The organism is Pseudomonas sp. Snoq117.2, assembly GCF_900110545.1.
Lineage (GTDB): Bacteria > Pseudomonadota > Gammaproteobacteria > Pseudomonadales > Pseudomonadaceae > Chryseomonas > Chryseomonas benzopyrenica.
This window is the reverse complement of sequence record NZ_FOED01000002.1, coordinates 191009-206573: the sequence shown is the minus strand read 5'-3', so window position 1 is coordinate 206573 and position 15565 is coordinate 191009. Positions and strand designations below refer to the sequence as shown.

Below are 15565 nucleotides of genomic sequence, written 5' to 3'. Positions count from 1 at the left end.
TGGAGTCAGCCCTTGGACTGCGCCGGATCCGCACTGCGCGGATAGGTGCGCTCTTCCTCGATACGACCGTCGCTGGTGTGGATCTTGACGCTGCCGGTCTTGCCGTCCATGAACTGCGCAGCCTGGTGGACGATGGCGTCCTTGGTAGAGGCCTTGAGCAGGGCGCGATCGCCGTGCTCTTCCTTGAATTCCCAGCCGGTGTCGGTAGGTACGATGTGGTAGTTCTGCATCTGGTCTCCCTGGGGCCGCTGGCCCGTGCCTGATCTTGGATTGCGCCTGTTTCGACCCGCGTTCGCCCAGGAACATTCGAGCGAAGCGGGTAGCCACCAGCCTCGACCCCTAGCCCTGCAGATAGACCACCTGGGTGTGGGTGTACTCATAGAGCCCGTGCTTGCCGTCGGCACCACCGATGCCGGACTTGCGCACCCCGGCGTGAAAGCCCTGCATGGCCTCGAAGTTTTCCCGGTTGATGTAGGTCTCGCCGAAGTCGATCTCGCGCATGGCGTGCATGGCCTTGCTCAGGCTGCGCGTATAGACGGAGGAGGTCAGGCCGTATTCGCAGTCGTTGGCCAGGGCGATGGCTTCGTCGAGATCGTCCACCACCTGGATCGGCAGCACCGGGCCGAAGATCTCCTCGCGCATGATCGGCATCTCGGCGCGACAGTCCGCCAGTACCGTGGGCTGGAAGTGAAAGCCGCGACCCAGGTCGGCGCGGCTGCCGCCGGTGACCAGGCGAGCGCCCTGGCCGAGGGCGACATCGACCTTGGCCGCCACCTTGTCCAGGCCGGCGGCGTTGATCAACGGCCCCATCTCCACGCCAGCATCAGCCTGGGGGTCGCCATAGCGGGTGGCGGCCATGGCGCGGCCGATGCGCTCGATGAAGTCCTCGGCCACCGCGCGTTCCACATAGACCCGCTCGGCGCAATTGCACACCTGGCCGGTGTTGATGATGCGCGAGTCACGGATCGCCCGGACCGCCAGGTCCAGGTCGGCATCGGCCAGGACAATGGCCGGCGCCTTGCCGCCCAGCTCCAGGTTGAGCTTGGTCAGATTCGGTGCCGCAGCGGCCATGATCCGCGAGCCGGTGCCGACGCTGCCGGTAAAGCTGACCATGTCGATGCCGGCATGGGCACTGAGCTGGCCCCCCACGGCGCCGGCACCGCTGACCAGGTTGAAGACCCCGGGCGGCAGGTCGGTCTCGGCCACCAGGCGGGCGAATTCATGGGCATTGATCGGGGTTTCTTCGCTGGGCTTGATGACGATGGTGTTGCCGGTGATCAGCGCCGGCGCCAGCTTGCGGGCGATCAGGAAGAAGGGGAAGTTCCAGGGCAGGATGCCGGCCACCACGCCCAGCGGCTTGCGCAGTAGAAAGATCTGCTCGTCGGGTCGGTCGCTGGTGATGATTTCGCCTTCGATGCGCCGCGCCCACTCGGCCATGTAGTCGAGATAGTCGGCGGTGAAATTGACCTCCACCTCGGCCAGGTCATGGACCTTGCCCTGTTCGGCGACAATGGTCCGGGCCAGCCGCGGTGCGTGCTCGCGCAGCTTTGCCGCGATGCGCCGTAGATAGCCGGCGCGCTCGATGGCTGGTTTCCGTGCCCAGGCCTTCTGGGCACGGCGGGCGGCGGCGATCGCCTGATCGACGTCTTCGCGACTGGACGCCGGCACCCGGGCCAGGGCCTCGCCGGTGGCCGGGTTATGGACGAGAAAGTCCTCGGCGGCCGGCAGGAAACGGCCATCGATGTAGTTCTGGTAGAGGGGCAGATCGGCCATGGCGAACTCCGGGTCAGTAGGTGCGAGAGGGCGCCTGGGGCACTTCGAGGGGGCGATAGCGGGCCAGGTTGGCCAGCGCCGCCTGGCGGAACAGGCTGATGTCGATGCCGACGGCAACGAACTGGCACCCCCAGTCGCGATAGCGCCGGGCATCGTCTTCCTGGGGCGCCAGGATCCCGGCCACCTTGCCGGCAGCGCGGGTCGCCTCGATGGCGGCGCGGATGCGCGCCTGGACCTCCGGGTGGCCCGGATTACCGGCATGCCCCAGGCCACTGGAGAGGTCCGCCGGACCGACGAAGACGGCGTCCACCCCCTCCACCGCAGCGATCTCGGCGACATTGTCGCTGCCCAGGCGCGATTCCACCTGGACGATCAGGCACAGCTCGCTATGGGCGGTGTGCAGGTAGTCGGGCACTGCGTCCCACCGGGTGGCGCGGGCCAGGCCGCCGCCGACGCCACGGATGCCGTGGGGCGGATAGCGCATGGCTCGTACCAGGGCGCGGGCCTGCTCGGCGGTCTCCACCATGGGCACCATCAGCGTCTGCACGCCGATGTCCAACAATTGCTTGATCAGCACCGCATCGCCGGTCACGCAGCGCACCACCGGTGCCGTGGAATAAGGCGCCACCGCCTGCAATTGCGCGAGGATGCTCGGCACCGTATTGGGGGCGTGCTCGCCGTCGATCAGCAGCCAGTCGTAGCCGGTACTGGCAGCGATCTCGGCAGCGTATCCGGTGGCGAAACCGGCCCAGAGGCCATAGAGGGTGTCGCTGCCCGCCAGGCGGGCCTTGAAGGGATTGCGGGGCAGATCCATGACGGTCTCCAGGAGGATTCAGGAAGGGGTATCGGGGAGGCGCACCAGCAGCCCATAGCTCAGGGCGCCGGCCACCGCGACGGCGGCGGCGATGCCCAGCGCGAGACCAAAGGAGCCGGTCTGCTGGACGATCATGCCGGTGATGACCGGGGCGAAGGCGCCGCCGAAGTAGCCGCCAAAATTCTGGATGCTGGCCAGGGACGCCACCTGGTGCGAAGGCACGGCGACGCTGACCAGCGACCAGGTGCCGGCTACCGCCACGTTGAGGCTGAACAACGCCAGGCTGAAGCAGAGGATGACGCTGCCGATGCCGGTCACCCCGGCGCTGCACAGGGCGAACAGCCCGGCCGCAGCAAGACCGCCACAGATCGGCAGTTTGCGGCTGAAGGCCAGGCTGCGACCGCTGCGGGTCAGGCGATCCACCAGCAGGCCGCCGCTGATGACGCCACAGGCCCCGGCCAGGAACGGCAGGCTGGCGACCCAACCGGCCTGGGACAGGGACAGGTGATGGACCCGTTCCAGGTAGGCCGGCAGCCAGGTCAGGAACAGCGACAGCATGTAGATGATGCCCACATAGCCAATCACCACGCCCCAGGTCAGGCGGCGGCGGAACAGCCCCAGCCAGTCGGCGAAGGTCAGCCGCAGACCGGCGTCCTGAGGCGGCAGGCCGGCGTCCAGGTGCGCCCGCTCGGCGGCGTCCAGCGCCACCTGCACCCGGTCGCGATAGCTCAGGTACCAGAGCGCCGCTACCAGGACACCGAGCACGCCCATGGCGATGAACATCTGCCGCCAGCCGAGCCAGAGCAGCAGGGCGGTGAGGATCGGCTGGGAGATCGCCGGCCCCAGGGACGACGACAGGTTGAAGATGCCGGAGGGCAGGCCGCGTTCGCGGACGTTGAACCACTCGCTGACCACCTTGGCACCGGCCGGGAATTGCGGCGCCTCGCCGATACCCAGGCCGATGCGGGCGAGGATCATCAGGTGCAGGCTGCTGAGCAGCCCCAGCACGCCCTGGGCGATTGACCAGAGGCAGATGCCCAGGCCCAGGGTCAGGCGCGCGCCGAAGCGGTCCAGCAAGCCGCCGATGGGCAACTGCGCGAAGGCATAGGCCCAGGCGAAGGCCGACAGCAGCAGGCCCATTTCGGTCGGCGTGAAGCCCAGCTCGCCGCTGATGGTCTGGTTGGCGATGGCCAGGGTGCTGCGGTCGAGGTAGTTGACGAAGCCGGCCAGCACCAGCAGCGCCAGCGCGACTACCTGCACCCGCTTGAGGCGGGCACTCTTGGGGGGTAGTGGCGTCGCGGCGGGGCGCGCATCCGGTACCGGTGTCACCAGGGTATCTTGGGTCGCTTTCATCCAGCCCTCCCGGGCAACGCCTCAGTGGCTATAGGGTCGTTCCAGGGCGCACTCCGGATTGAGGCGCACGCCGAAGCCAGGCCGATCCAGCGCCGAGGCGCGCATGCGGCCCCGCACCGGTACGGGTTCGTCGAGCAGTTGCGGATGGAACATGGGCACCACCTCGTCGGCCTTGGGTGCCATCATCAGGAACTCGGCGAAGGGGCTGTTGGTGCGGGTGATGACGAAGTGGTAGCTGTAGACCGAGGAGCCGTGGGGCACCACCAGGGCGTTGTGGGCATCGGCCAGCGCCGAGATGCGGACCAGCTCGGTGAGGCCACCGCACCAGCCGACGTCGGGCTGGAGGATGTCGCAGCAGCCCATCTCCAGCAGTAGCCGGAAGCCCCAGCGGGTGGCCTCGTGCTCCCCGGTGGTGACCAGCATCCCGCGCGGCACGTTGCGCCTGAGTTCGGCATAGCCCCAGTAGTCGTCCGGCGGCAATGCCTCCTCGATCCACTTGAGGCCGAATTCATGGGCGCCCTGGGCCAGGCGGGTGGCGTAGTTCAGGTCCAGGCTCATCCAGCAGTCGAGCATCAACCAAAAGTCGTCGCCGACCCGTTCGCGCATGGTCGCCAGGGCCTCGAGATTCTTGCGCAGGCCATCCTCGCCCTCGGCCGGGCCGTGCTGCAGCGGCAGCTTGCCACCGATGAAACCCATCTCCTTAGCCAGGTCCGGGCGCGCGCCGGTGGCATAGAACTGCAATTCGTCACGGACGGCGCCGCCGAGCAGCTGGTGTACCGGTTCCTGGCGCAGCTTGCCGAGCAGGTCCCAGAGCGCAAGATCCACCCCGGAGATGGTGTTGAGCACTATGCCCTTGCGGCCGTAGTAGAGAGTCGAGAGGTACATCTGGTCCCAGATCTTTTCCAGGTCGGTGACCTTGGCGCCCTCCAGGAAGCGCGCCAGGTGTCGCTCGACGATGAAGGCGCCCAGCTCGCCGCCGGTGGTGACGGCGAAGCCCACGGTACCGTCACTGGCCTCGACTTCCACCACCAGGGTGCCCAGCACGTTGATGCCGAAGCTGCGGCGGCTCTGGCGGTATTCCGGGTACTTGGCCATGGGCGTGGCGATGTGGTCGTCGATCCAGTGGCCGTCGCCCTGGTCGTGATAATCGGCGCCGCCGCCACGAAGGGTGTAGGCACGAACCTGCTTGATGGTGGGTAGGGTCATGGAAAGGGCTCCCTTAGTGACTGGGCGTGAGCTGGGCTTGGGGATCGGCCTGGCGACGCTGGCGCAGGCCGAGAATCAGGGCGGCCGCCACCAGGGTGGTCCCGGCGAGCAGATAGAGGCCGGCGCCGGGGTGGGCGAAGGTCACCTCGGCCCAGCGCTTGGCCAGGGGCGCGATGAAGCCGCCGATGGCGCCGCAGGTGTTGATCAGGGCGATGCCGCCGGCCGCGGCGCTGCCGCGCAACTGGTCGGACGGAAAGGTCCAGAACAGCGGCTGCACGGCGATGAAGCCGGCGGCGGCGAAGCACAGGGCGATCAGCGCATAGAGCGGCGAGAAGGTCACCGAGGCGGCGATGCCCAGCCCGGAAATGGCCAGGGTGGCGGCCGCGGTGCGGCGGCGTTCGCCGGTACGATCCGACCAACTGGGGATCAGCCAGGCGGCGAGCAGGGCGCAGACCCAGGGAATCGCCGAGACCAGGCCGACCAGCAGCCCGACCTTTTGCCCGAGCAGCCCGGCGACCTGAGTCGGCAGATAGAAGACCACGCCATAGACGCTGGCCTGGATCAGCAGGTAGATACTGCACAGCAGGAGGATGCGCGGCTGACCGAGCAGGCGCAGCAGCCCGCCCTGGTGCGGCTTGGCGGCGTCCTCGGCGTCCAGCGCCTGTTGCAGCGCCTGCTTTTCCGCGTCGCTCAGCCAGCGGGCATCGCGCGGCCGATTGTCCAGGTAGAACCAGGCCCAGACACCGACCAGGCTGGCCAGCACCCCTTCCACCAGGAACATCCACTGCCAGCCGTGCAGGCCGCCAAGGCCGTCGAATTCCAGCAGCAGCCCCGACAACGGGCTGCCGAAGATGAAGGCCAGGGGCGCGCCGAAGTAGAAGAAACCCAGTGCCCGGGCGCGATAGCGCGAGGGGAACCAGTAGGTGAGGTAGAGGATGACGCCAGGGAAGAAGCCGGCTTCGGCCACCCCGAGCAGGAAGCGCAGCACATAGAAGGATGTCGCCGTGTGGGCGAACATCATGGCGGCGGAGATCAGGCCCCAGCTGACCATGATCCGGCACATCCACAGCCGGGCGCCGACGCGGTGCATGATCAGATTGCTGGGAATCTCGAGAAAGGCGTAGCCGACGAAGAAGACCCCGGCGCCAAAGGCGAAGGCCGCGTCTGAGATGCCGGTATCGGCCTGGAAGGCGACCTTGGCGAAGCCTACGTTGGCCCGGTCGAGAAAGGCCATGACGTACATCAGCAGCAGGAAGGGCAGCAGGCGCCGGGTGACCTTGGCGACCAGCCCCGGTGACAGGGTGGTGTGCATGGCGATCTCTCTTGTTGTTGTGATTCGGCCACGGCTCAAGGTAGTCGCAGTTGCAATGCCTGGATAATCGCTTTTTGTTTAGGACCGATACCCTTAAGGTATCGGTATGCCTCACCCGCCTGGCCAGAGCCGTTGAGCCCGGCTGGACGCCTCCGCTCGCGCCTCCAGGATGCTGCCGATGAACGCTTCCCCCCATGCCCGTGCGCTGTTCGGCCGGCTGCGCTACAAGCACCTGCTGATGCTGGTGACCCTGGCCGGGACCCGCAATCTGCACCGTGCTGCCGAAGCCCTGCACATGTCGCAGCCGGCCACCACGCGCATGCTGCAGGACGTGGAGGAGGCCTTTGGCTGCGTGCTGTTCGAGCGTCAGGCGCGCGGGTTGCAAGCGACCGCGCTGGGAGAAGAGGTCCTCGACTTCGCCAGGCGCGCCCTCAACGGTCTGGATCGTTGCGCCGAAGATCTCAATGCGCGACGCGCCGGGGGGTACGGGCATCTCGCAATCGGCGCCATCATGGGTGCCTTGCCCGACCTCGTGGTGCGGGCTATCGCCGAAAGCAAGGCGCGCCAGCCGGGCCTGCAGCTACGCATCCTAGGCGACACCAGCGATCAGCTCACCGAATTGCTCGAGCAGGAACGGATCGACGTGGCCATCGCCCGGTTCACCCAGCCGGCGGACCGCGGGCGTTTCGTCTTCGAGCCACTGGGCAACGAGCATCTGGCCGTGGTGGTGCGTACCGGACATCCGCTGACCGGTCGCATCACGCCCGATCTGGCGGAACTGGTGGCGGACTGGCCGTGGATCCTGCAACCCGAGGCCAGTCCGGCACGGGTGGCGCTGGAAGCGGCTTTCGCCCGCCGTCAGCTGCCGCCCCCCGCAGACGTCATCGAATGCGGCTCGGTGTTCGCCATGCTGCAACTGGTGCAGATCACCGACGCCATCCTGGTATTAACCGAGGCGGTGGTGCGCGATCACCTGCGTACCGGGCTGATGGTCTCGCTCGACCTGGAAATCACCGAACCCCTGACGCCCTTCGGTATCCTGCTGCGCACGGGGCAGGTACCCAGCGCGGCCCTGGAAGGATTTCTCGGCCTGCTCAGGCAGCAGGCCGCTGGCGCCACGGCCTGAACGAGACGCGGGCTTTCGCCGCCGCCGGTGCACGGCGAGAAATATTTTCTCTACGCCTGTTGTTTCTTCCCTGATAAATCAGTATCTTAGCCGCCGCTGGTGCAGAGAACCCCCGCTGAACAGGTTCTCGGCAACTGCCAGCCGGATGCCGCAAGGCTTCCATGCGCAGCGGTAGTTCAGTCGGTTAGAATACCGGCCTGTCACGCCGGGGGTCGCGGGTTCGAGTCCCGTCCGCTGCGCCATATACCACCCACGAGCTCTGCCTCGCGGGTATCGAAAGAAGCGGCCCTCGTGGCCGCTTTTTTTCGTCTGGTACTTTTGTCGCCAAGTCTTGCTGCCTGGAAACCCCAACGCTTCGGTAGCCTCCAATGGCTATTGTCGGTTTACGGGAGTGGCCATGAAGATCGCCTGTCTGGGTTGGGGTTCGTTGATCTGGAAGGCGGCGGAATTGCCGGTCGCCTCGGACTGGTTCGCCGAGGGCCCCCTGTTGCCCATCGAATTCGCCCGGGAGGGCGACAGCGGCGAATTGGCCACCGTGCTTTGCGAAGGTGTGGCCGAGGTCCAGGTACTCTGGGCCTTTCTCGCGGTCGACACCCTGGAAGCGGCCCGCGAAGCTCTGCGCGAGCGCGAAGGCGTTCCAGTCGAGCAGCCCGCGTGCATTGGCAGCTGGCCAAGCGGTCCGCAATCGCCATTCCAGCAACGAATCGCAGCGTGGGCAGGCGAGCAGGGGCTCGATGCGGTGGTCTGGACTGCCTTGCCGCCGCGCAGCGGTGGCCTCAATCAGCGCATGCCCAGCGTGGAAGAGGCGCTCGAGTACCTGCGTAAACTCGACCTTGAGCGCCAGGCTCACGCGCGGGACTATATTCGCCGAACGCCGGTGGCCATAGATACTGAATACCGGCGGGTAATAGCCCATACCTTCAATTGGCAGCCCGCGCCTGAAGCGCAGCTGGATCTGGATGCGTCCGCCTGAGGTCCATTCCAGCGCGTTTCTCCAACGCTTTTTCCAAGGAACTGACCGCGGTTCAACCGAGTTCTCATTGATTATGCAAGTTGAGATTGGAACTTTTAATCGGTCGGTCTTCCTTGCGCTATAGCCTGCCACTACCTAATTCACTGGAAACCTTGAGTATTGGCGTCTGACAGCACCGACTCATCGGCTTGGATTAACGTCTTCTTAACATTCAAACTTGCCATCGCGCATAATGCCCCCTATTTTTCAAAAAGGTTATTTGCCACTGGCAACCAAGACATCAATCCTTTATCTTCGCGTTCAAGTTTCGCCCGCGGGCGAAATCATACATTCCCTTTTTCATGTTGTTGTCAGGAGCGTCCATGTCCCGTCTCGCCGAATTCCGTGCTGCCGAAGAACAACTTCGTGCTCAGCTGCAATTGCTCGAAGACCTCAAACAGGACAGTTCCCTGCAGAAGGAAATCGAATTCGAAAGCAAGCTGCAGGAGTTGATGGACGAATACCAGATGAACCTGGGCGATATCATCGGCATCCTGGATCCGAACGCCGCCCCCAAGCACAAGGCCCAGACGCCGCATCCGGAAAAGCCGGTTGGCAAGCGTCGCCCACGCAGCACCAAGCGTTATCAGCACCCCAAGACCGGCGAGATCATCGAGACCAAGGGCGGCAACCACAAGGTGCTCAAGGCTTGGAAGGCCGAACACGGCGCCGATACCGTGGAAGGCTGGTTGCAGTAAGGCGTTACCCGGGTTTCGGTCGGTGCCGTGCAAGACGTGTCTACCGACCGGAATCTTTCTACCGCTAGAGGCGCCTGAGCACGTTCCGCAAATCCGCCAGCATCAGACCGCCAATATCGGGCGATTGTCGTCCATGCGCATCTTGGTCGCCGATTCCGGTCATATTCATCATATCTTCAATGTTTCTACGTCGGGGTTGGAAGGCCATGCCGGTCGCGCTTTTGCAGGCGCTTCGGAAAGTGGTGAAGACTGGCCGGGCAGGTGCTTTTCTTAATGGACGAATCCTATCCAGCCTAGGCGGACTAACCGTCGTAACGCAGGCGATAGCCCACACCGGGCTCCGTCACGATATAACGCGGGGCGACCGGATCGTCTGCCAACTTCTGTCGGAGATGGCCGATCACGATGCGCAAATAATGACTGTCCTGCGCATGAGTCGGGCCCCAGATATCGATCAGCAACTGGCGCTGAGTTACTACGCGTCCTGGATAGTGGGCGAGGGCAGCCAGCACGGCGTATTCCTTGCGCGTCAGAGCGATCTCGCTCGCGGCCAGAGTGACCCGGCGATAGGCGAAATCCACTCTCAAGTCACCCACGTCCAAGGCCGCGATCTGCGGGGTCGCCGTGGCCGGGCTCTGGCGCAGCAGGGCGCGACTGCGCGCCAGGAATTCCTGGATACCGAAGGGCTTGGTCACATAGTCGTTGGCGCCGGCATCCAGGGCGCGCACCTTCTCGCGCTCGTCCGCCCGCACCGACAGCACCAGCACCGGCACCGCGGACCATTCGCGCAATTCGACCAGCACCTCCTGGCCGTCGCGATCGGGCAGGCCCAGGTCGAGGATGACCAGATCCGGCTGGCCCAGCGCCGCCTGGGCGAGGCCCTCGGTGCCGGTGGCGGCTTCACTGACCTGATAGCCCTGGGCCGCGAGGCTGATGCGCAGGAATTTGCGGATCTGGGGTTCGTCGTCGATGACGAGGACGTGAGCGGGCATCTGGGGCTTTCCAGGCAAGAGGGCATCATCATAGCGTCTGGTACTGCAGGGATACGCAGCCTTATTCCGCAGGTGGCGCCGCCGGTAGCGGCAGGTGCATCCGCAGCGTGGTGCCACGACCGTCCAGGCCGTCTTCCACGCTGACCCGCCCGCCATGGGCCCCCACCATGCCCTGGCAGATCGCCAGGCCCAGGCCGGTGCCCTGGCCGCCCCGGTCACCCCGCGCGGCGGTATAGAACATGTCGAAGATCCGCGCGCGGTCCTCGGGCGGAATGCCCGGGCCTTCGTCGGCCACGGCCAGCTGCAGTTCATTGCCCTGGCGCAGCACGGTGATTTCCAGCCGGCCGCCGGGTGCGGAGAAGCGGATGGCGTTCTCCAGCACATTGACCAGCGCCTGTTCGATCAGCGCCGGATGCACCCAGAGCAGTGGCAGACCCGCCTCGATCTGGGTGGCTACCTGCAATTCAGTCAGCAGCGGCTGCAGGCGCTGCAGGGCGCTGGCGAGGATGTCGCCAGGATCGACCCAATCCCGGGCCAGCTGCAGACTGCCGTGACCGAGGCGGGTCATGTCCAGCAGATTCTGGATATAGCGATCGAGGCGTTCGGCCTCCTGGCGGGTGGCTTCCAGCAATTCCTGTCGATCGCTGGCGGGAATGGCGTCCCCGAGGGTGGCCAAGGCGTCGATGGAGCCGCGCATCACCGTCAGCGGCGTGCGCAGGTCATGGGACACCGAGGCGAGCAGGGCGCTGCGCAGCTGTTCGGTCTCGCCGTGCAGGCGGGCGGCCTCCAGATCCTCGCTGAGGCGGACCCGTGCCAGGGCCTGGCCCAGGGGCTGCGCCAGGCTGGCCAGCTGGCGACGCTCCGCGTGGTCCAGGGGTTGGGCGTTGTCCCGTCGCACGCCCAGCACAGCCAAGCTGCCGCTCTCACTCAGCAGCGGCCACCACCACCAGCCGCCGGAGGGCAGGGTGTCGGTGCCGCAACCGGCTGGCTTTTCCTGCTTCCAGGCCCATTCGGCGGCGATGCGTTCGTTGTCGGCCAGGATCAGATCGCCCGGTTGGGTCACCAACTGCCCGGCCTTTTCCGGCAGCAGCAGGCAGACGTGGCGAGTCGCGTCGCCCAATTGCTTGAGCGTGACACTGACCACCGCCTGGCGATCGCTGGCGGCGCTCAGCTGACGGGTGAAGTCCAGTAGCGCCAGCGTCTCGCGCTGGGTCAGGCGTAGCGCCTGCAGCTGGCGCCGCTGGCGAGCGGCTAGATCCCCGGTGAGCAGCGCCATCAGCAGGAAGAAGGCCAGGGTGAGGACATCCTGCTCGCGGTTGATGGTCAGCGAGAAGGCCGGCGGAATGAACAGGAAATCGTAGGCGAGAAAGCCCAGCAGGGCGCAGAACAGCGCCGGGCCGCGACTGCTGCGTACCGCCACCAGCAGGACGGCGGCAAGAAAGATCAGCGAGATATTGGGCAGTTCCAGCAGCCCGGACAGGCCTTCGGCGATGGCCGCGGCTACCGTGGTCGCCAGGATCGCGGCGCCATAGGGGCCGGGTTTGATCGCCCGCCGCGGGCGGGCGGCGGCCGGGGCGTCGCGATCCAGATCGAGGATGGCGATCTCCAGCCCCTGGGCCAGGCGCAGCAGGCGACTGGCCAGGCGGCGCCGCAGACTGAAGCCGCGCGGGCGTCCGCGGCCGATCAGCAGCACGCTGGCGCGCTGGTCGCGGGCATGGCGGACCAGGGCGCGGGCCGGATCGCTGTCGCGCAGCGTCAGCACCTCGCCACCCAGGCGTTCGGCCAGGCGTTGGCTAGCCTGGAGGTTGGCGCGGGCAGCATCGTCCAGCGGCTGGCCGGTATCGACGTGGACGAGGGTCCAGGGCAGGTGGCGCTGGTCGGCGAGGCGACTGGCATGGCGCACCAGGCGCTCCGCCGAAGGCGCGGTGCCGGCGCCGACGATCAGTCGGCCCAGCAGCGGCGGGGCAGCCTGGCCCTGCTGGCGGTATCTCAGGGCGAGCGCCGAATCCACCTGGGCTGCGGCGGTGCGCATGGCCAGTTCACGCAGGGCGGTGAGATTGGTCTGGCTGAAGAAGGCATCGATGGCCGCGCGGGCCTGCTCGGGCACATAGACCTTGCCCTCGCGCAGCCGCTCCAGCAGCTCTCGCGGCGGCAGGTCGATGAGCACCAGGTCATCGGCATCGAGCAGCACCTGGTCGGGCACGGTCTCGCGGACCTGGACGCCGGTGATGTCGCGCACCTCGTCGTTGAGGCTTTCCAGATGCTGGACATTGACCGTGGTGTAGACGTGGATGCCGGCGGCGAGCAGATCCTCCACGTCCTGCCAGCGCTTGGCATGGCGACTGCCAGAAGCGTTGCTGTGGGCGAGTTCGTCGACCAGTACCAGCTCCGGCGGATCGGCTAGCAGGCCTTCCAGATCCAGTTCGGTCAGCTTGAGGCCGCGGTGCTCGACCCGCCGCAACGGTTGCTGCGGCAAGCCGGCGAGAAGGGCGGCGGTCTCCCGCCGCCCATGGGTTTCGACGATCCCGGCGCGCACCCGACGGCCCTGGTGCAGGGCGGTCTGGGCCGCCTGCAGCATGGCGTAGGTCTTGCCTACGCCGGGCGCCGCCCCCAGGAAGACCTTGAGGCGCCCGCGGCCTTCCCGGTGTTCGGCGAGCAGCGCTTCGGCGCGCCCGGTGCTGTCGCTCATGGAGCCAGTTCCGCCAGGGTCAGATTGAGAAGCAGGACATTAACCGTTGACGGACCGAAGCGCGAGGTGCGCGTCTGCTCGCTCACCAGGGCGTCCAGCCGCTCCGGTGGGAGACCTCGCGCGGCGGCGATACGGGCGATCTGATAGCGGGCGCCGGCCGGGGTGAGGTCCGGGTCGAGGCCGCTGGCGGAGGTGGTCACCAGTTCCTGGGGCACCGGGCCCTGGCCGGCCACCTGCACGTCGGGCAGCGCCTTCTCGATCCGTTCGCGCAGCCCCGGCGCCGATTGGGCCAGGTTGCTGGCACTGCTGGAGACGGTGGCGTAGTCGCCGGCGGAAGGGCGCGGCTGGAACCACTCGGGGCCGGTGAATTTCTGCGCGATCAGGCGTGAGCCGAGGACGCTGCCGTCGGCGCGCTGGATCAGGCTCCCGCCGGCCTGGTCGGCGAACAGCACTTGGCCGAGCACCGTCACCAGCAGGGGGTAGGCGCCCCCGGTCAGGGCGCTGAGCAACAGGAGCATCAGCGCGGCGGAACGTAATTGCATGAGCATGGCGGTCTCCTCAGACCAGACCCAGGGCGCCGAGCGCCAGGTCGATAGCTTTGATGCCGATGAAGGGCACGACGATGCCGCCCAGCCCATAGATCAGCAGGTTGCGGCGCAACAGGGCGGCGGCGCTGGCGGCCTTGACCCGCACCCCGCGCAGCGCCAGGGGAATCAGCGCGACGATGATCAGGGCGTTGAACACGATGGCCGACAGGATGGCGCTCTGCGGGCTGGCCAGGTGCATCACGTTGAGCGTGTTGAGCTGCGGATAGATGCCGGCGAACAGCGCGGGCAGGATAGCGAAGTACTTGGCCACGTCGTTGGCCACCGAGAAGGTGGTCAGGGCGCCGCGGGTCACCAGCAGTTCCTTGCCCACCTGCACCACGTCGAGCAGCTTGGTGGGGTCCGAATCCAGATCCACCAGGTTGGCGGCCTCGCGGGCGGCCTGGGTGCCGTCGTTCATCGCCATGCCGACATCGGCCTGGGCCAGGGCCGGTGCGTCGTTGGCGCCGTCACCGCACATGGCTACCAGCTTGCCCTCGGCCTGTTCGCTCCGGATGCGCTCCAGCTTCTTTTCCGGCGTGGCCTCGGCGATGACGTCGTCCACCCCGGCCTCGGCGGCGATGGCGGTAGCGGTCAGGGGGTTGTCGCCGGTCACCATCACGGTGCGGATGCCCAGGATGCGCAACTCGGCGAAGCGCTCGCGGATGCCCGGTTTGACCACGTCCTTGAGGTGGATGGCGCCCAGTAGCCGGCCTTCGCCGCAGACCAGCAGCGGGGTGCCGCCACTCTTGGCGATGGTCTCGATCTCCCGGGCCAGCACCTCGGGCAGGTCGGTACGGGTCTGGCCGAGAAACATCAGCACGGCGTCCACCGCACCCTTGCGATACTCACGGCCCTGCCAGTCGATGCCCGACAGGCGCGTCTCGGCGCTGAAGGGAATGGCCGCGACCTGGGCGCGCGGCGGCTCTTCCAACGGGTGCAGGTTGCGCAGGTACTCCACCACCGAGCGGCCTTCCGGGGTCTCGTCGGCCAGCGAGGCATAGAGGGCGCCTTCGGTCAGGGCCTTGGGGGTGATGCCCTGGGCCGCGTACAGGGCACTGCAGCGGCGATTACCGAAGGTAATGGTGCCGGTCTTGTCCAGCAACAGGGTATGGACGTCACCGGCGGCTTCCACGGCGCGCCCCGAGGTGGCGATCACGTTGAGCCGCACCAGGCGATCCATGCCGGCGATGCCAATGGCCGAGAGCAGGCCGCCGATGGTGGTGGGGATCAGCGTTACCAGCAGCGCCACCAGAAAAAGCAGCGGCAGCTCGCCACCGGCCAGGGCGGCGAAGGGCTGCAGGGTCACTACCACCAGCAGGAAGATCAGCGTCAGGCCGATCAGCAGGATGTCGAGCGCGACCTCGTTGGGGGTCTTCTGGCGCTTGGCGCCTTCCACCAGGGCGATCATGCGGTCCAGGGTCGATTCGCCGGGGTTGGCGGTGATTCGCACCCGGATCCAGTCCGACACCACCCGGGTGTTGCCGGTGACCGCCGAGCGATCGCCGCCGGATTCGCGGATCACCGGCGCCGATTCCCCGGTAATGGCCGCCTCGTTGACCGCGGCCACGCCTTCGATGATCTCGCTGTCACCGGGGATCAGCTCGCCGGCTTCCACCCGCACGATCTGGCCCTTGCGCAGCGAGCTGGCCGGCACCATGCGGTGCTCGCCGTTTTCCTCCAGGCGCGCGGCAAGGTTCTGGCCGATGCCCTTGAGGCTGTCGGCGCGGGCTTTGCCGCGCCCCTCGGCGAGGGCTTCGGCGAAGTTGGCGAACAGCAGGGTGAACCATAGCCAGAGGGTGATCTGCACCGCCACCCCGGTGCTCACGCCATTGTTGGGCGCCAGGCACAGCAGGGTGGAGAACAGCGCGGTGAGCTCCACCACGAACATCACCGGCGAGCGGATCTGCTGGCGCGGGTCGAGCTTGACGAAGGCCTGCCGCAGCGCCTGGCGCCACAGGGTGCCAGGGGTAGGAGTGGGCAGGGTGTGGGTCTGGGCATCCATT

The 15565-nt window shown here is 66.9% G+C and carries 13 protein-coding genes and 1 tRNA gene; 4 read left to right on the top strand and 10 right to left on the bottom strand.

The window, feature by feature from the left end; translation table 11 throughout:
- Positions 1–5: 5 nt before the first annotated feature.
- From BMZ43_RS06885 to BMZ43_RS06860, 6 genes are all read right to left on the bottom strand, one after another.
- Positions 6–230, bottom strand: a complete 225-nt coding sequence (locus BMZ43_RS06885) for a DUF2188 domain-containing protein (RefSeq protein WP_064308602.1) — start codon at positions 228–230, stop codon at positions 6–8.
- A gap of 109 nt (positions 231–339) precedes the next feature.
- On the bottom strand, positions 340–1773 hold the full coding sequence (aldA, locus tag BMZ43_RS06880; RefSeq protein WP_093251457.1) for an aldehyde dehydrogenase: 1434 nt from the start codon (positions 1771–1773) through the stop codon (positions 340–342).
- A gap of 13 nt (positions 1774–1786) precedes the next feature.
- Positions 1787–2587 carry an aldolase/citrate lyase family protein gene (locus tag BMZ43_RS06875; protein ID WP_093251454.1) on the bottom strand — a complete coding sequence of 267 codons (801 nt, stop codon included), beginning with the start codon at positions 2585–2587 and terminating at the stop codon, positions 1787–1789.
- A gap of 18 nt (positions 2588–2605) precedes the next feature.
- Positions 2606–3940 (bottom strand): MFS transporter, encoded by a 1335-nt coding sequence (locus BMZ43_RS06870; protein WP_093251449.1) that lies wholly within the window; start codon positions 3938–3940, stop codon positions 2606–2608.
- Positions 3941–3961: 21 nt separating this feature from the next.
- Positions 3962–5146, bottom strand: a complete 1185-nt coding sequence (rhmD, locus tag BMZ43_RS06865; RefSeq protein ID WP_064308598.1) for an L-rhamnonate dehydratase — start codon at positions 5144–5146, stop codon at positions 3962–3964.
- 13 nt (positions 5147–5159) lie between these two features.
- Entirely contained in the window at positions 5160–6458 is a 1299-nt protein-coding gene (locus BMZ43_RS06860; RefSeq protein ID WP_093251444.1) for an MFS transporter, read from the bottom strand.
- A 178-nt stretch (positions 6459–6636) separates the two neighbouring features.
- Between BMZ43_RS06860 and BMZ43_RS06855 the strand changes: the two genes are divergently transcribed.
- The 4 genes from BMZ43_RS06855 to BMZ43_RS06840 all read left to right on the top strand — a co-directional run bounded on the left by BMZ43_RS06855 (position 6637) and on the right by BMZ43_RS06840 (position 9294).
- Positions 6637–7584, top strand: a complete 948-nt coding sequence (locus BMZ43_RS06855) for a LysR family transcriptional regulator (protein WP_093251439.1) — start codon at positions 6637–6639, stop codon at positions 7582–7584.
- Positions 7585–7749: 165 nt separating this feature from the next.
- A tRNA-Asp gene (locus BMZ43_RS06850) sits at positions 7750–7826 on the top strand.
- Between the two features lie 155 nt (positions 7827–7981).
- A complete protein-coding gene (locus BMZ43_RS06845) occupies positions 7982–8557 on the top strand; it encodes a hypothetical protein (protein WP_093251434.1) in 576 nt (191 codons plus the stop codon).
- Positions 8558–8919: 362 nt separating this feature from the next.
- Positions 8920–9294, top strand: coding sequence for a histone-like nucleoid-structuring protein, MvaT/MvaU family (locus BMZ43_RS06840; protein ID WP_017640462.1), 375 nt, complete (start codon positions 8920–8922; stop codon positions 9292–9294).
- A gap of 302 nt (positions 9295–9596) precedes the next feature.
- Here BMZ43_RS06840 and BMZ43_RS06835 read toward each other — a convergent pair whose 3' ends face one another.
- From BMZ43_RS06835 to kdpB, 4 genes are all read right to left on the bottom strand, one after another.
- Positions 9597–10286, bottom strand: coding sequence for a response regulator (locus tag BMZ43_RS06835; protein WP_064308595.1), 690 nt, complete (start codon positions 10284–10286; stop codon positions 9597–9599).
- Between the two features lie 61 nt (positions 10287–10347).
- Positions 10348–12975: a sensor histidine kinase gene (locus BMZ43_RS06830; protein ID WP_093251430.1), complete on the bottom strand. Its 2628-nt coding sequence runs from the start codon at positions 12973–12975 to the stop codon at positions 10348–10350.
- Positions 12972–13523 carry a potassium-transporting ATPase subunit KdpC gene (kdpC, locus tag BMZ43_RS06825; RefSeq protein WP_093251420.1) on the bottom strand — a complete coding sequence of 184 codons (552 nt, stop codon included), beginning with the start codon at positions 13521–13523 and terminating at the stop codon, positions 12972–12974. The genes BMZ43_RS06830 and kdpC overlap by 4 nt, the downstream gene beginning before the upstream one ends.
- A 10-nt stretch (positions 13524–13533) precedes the next feature.
- Positions 13534–15564: a potassium-transporting ATPase subunit KdpB gene (gene kdpB / locus BMZ43_RS06820; RefSeq protein ID WP_093251417.1), complete on the bottom strand. Its 2031-nt coding sequence runs from the start codon at positions 15562–15564 to the stop codon at positions 13534–13536.
- Between the last annotated feature and the right edge of the window lies 1 nt (position 15565).

What these genes read in the sequence shown, in the direction of transcription:
- BMZ43_RS06885 (WP_064308602.1), bottom strand. Translation starts at nt 230, where the DNA reads ATGCAGAACTACCACATCGTACCTACCGACACCGGCTGGGAATTCAAG.
- aldA (WP_093251457.1), bottom strand. Translation starts at nt 1,773, where the DNA reads ATGGCCGATCTGCCCCTCTACCAGAACTACATCGATGGCCGTTTCCTG.
- BMZ43_RS06875 (WP_093251454.1), bottom strand. Translation starts at nt 2,587, where the DNA reads ATGGATCTGCCCCGCAATCCCTTCAAGGCCCGCCTGGCGGGCAGCGAC.
- BMZ43_RS06870 (WP_093251449.1), bottom strand. Translation starts at nt 3,940, where the DNA reads ATGAAAGCGACCCAAGATACCCTGGTGACACCGGTACCGGATGCGCGC.
- rhmD (WP_064308598.1), bottom strand. Translation starts at nt 5,146, where the DNA reads ATGACCCTACCCACCATCAAGCAGGTTCGTGCCTACACCCTTCGTGGC.
- BMZ43_RS06860 (WP_093251444.1), bottom strand. Translation starts at nt 6,458, where the DNA reads ATGCACACCACCCTGTCACCGGGGCTGGTCGCCAAGGTCACCCGGCGC.
- BMZ43_RS06855 (WP_093251439.1), top strand. Translation starts at nt 6,637, where the DNA reads ATGAACGCTTCCCCCCATGCCCGTGCGCTGTTCGGCCGGCTGCGCTAC.
- BMZ43_RS06845 (WP_093251434.1), top strand. Translation starts at nt 7,982, where the DNA reads ATGAAGATCGCCTGTCTGGGTTGGGGTTCGTTGATCTGGAAGGCGGCG.
- BMZ43_RS06840 (WP_017640462.1), top strand. Translation starts at nt 8,920, where the DNA reads ATGTCCCGTCTCGCCGAATTCCGTGCTGCCGAAGAACAACTTCGTGCT.
- BMZ43_RS06835 (WP_064308595.1), bottom strand. Translation starts at nt 10,286, where the DNA reads ATGCCCGCTCACGTCCTCGTCATCGACGACGAACCCCAGATCCGCAAA.
- BMZ43_RS06830 (WP_093251430.1), bottom strand. Translation starts at nt 12,975, where the DNA reads ATGAGCGACAGCACCGGGCGCGCCGAAGCGCTGCTCGCCGAACACCGG.
- kdpC (WP_093251420.1), bottom strand. Translation starts at nt 13,523, where the DNA reads ATGCTCATGCAATTACGTTCCGCCGCGCTGATGCTCCTGTTGCTCAGC.
- kdpB (WP_093251417.1), bottom strand. Translation starts at nt 15,564, where the DNA reads ATGGATGCCCAGACCCACACCCTGCCCACTCCTACCCCTGGCACCCTG.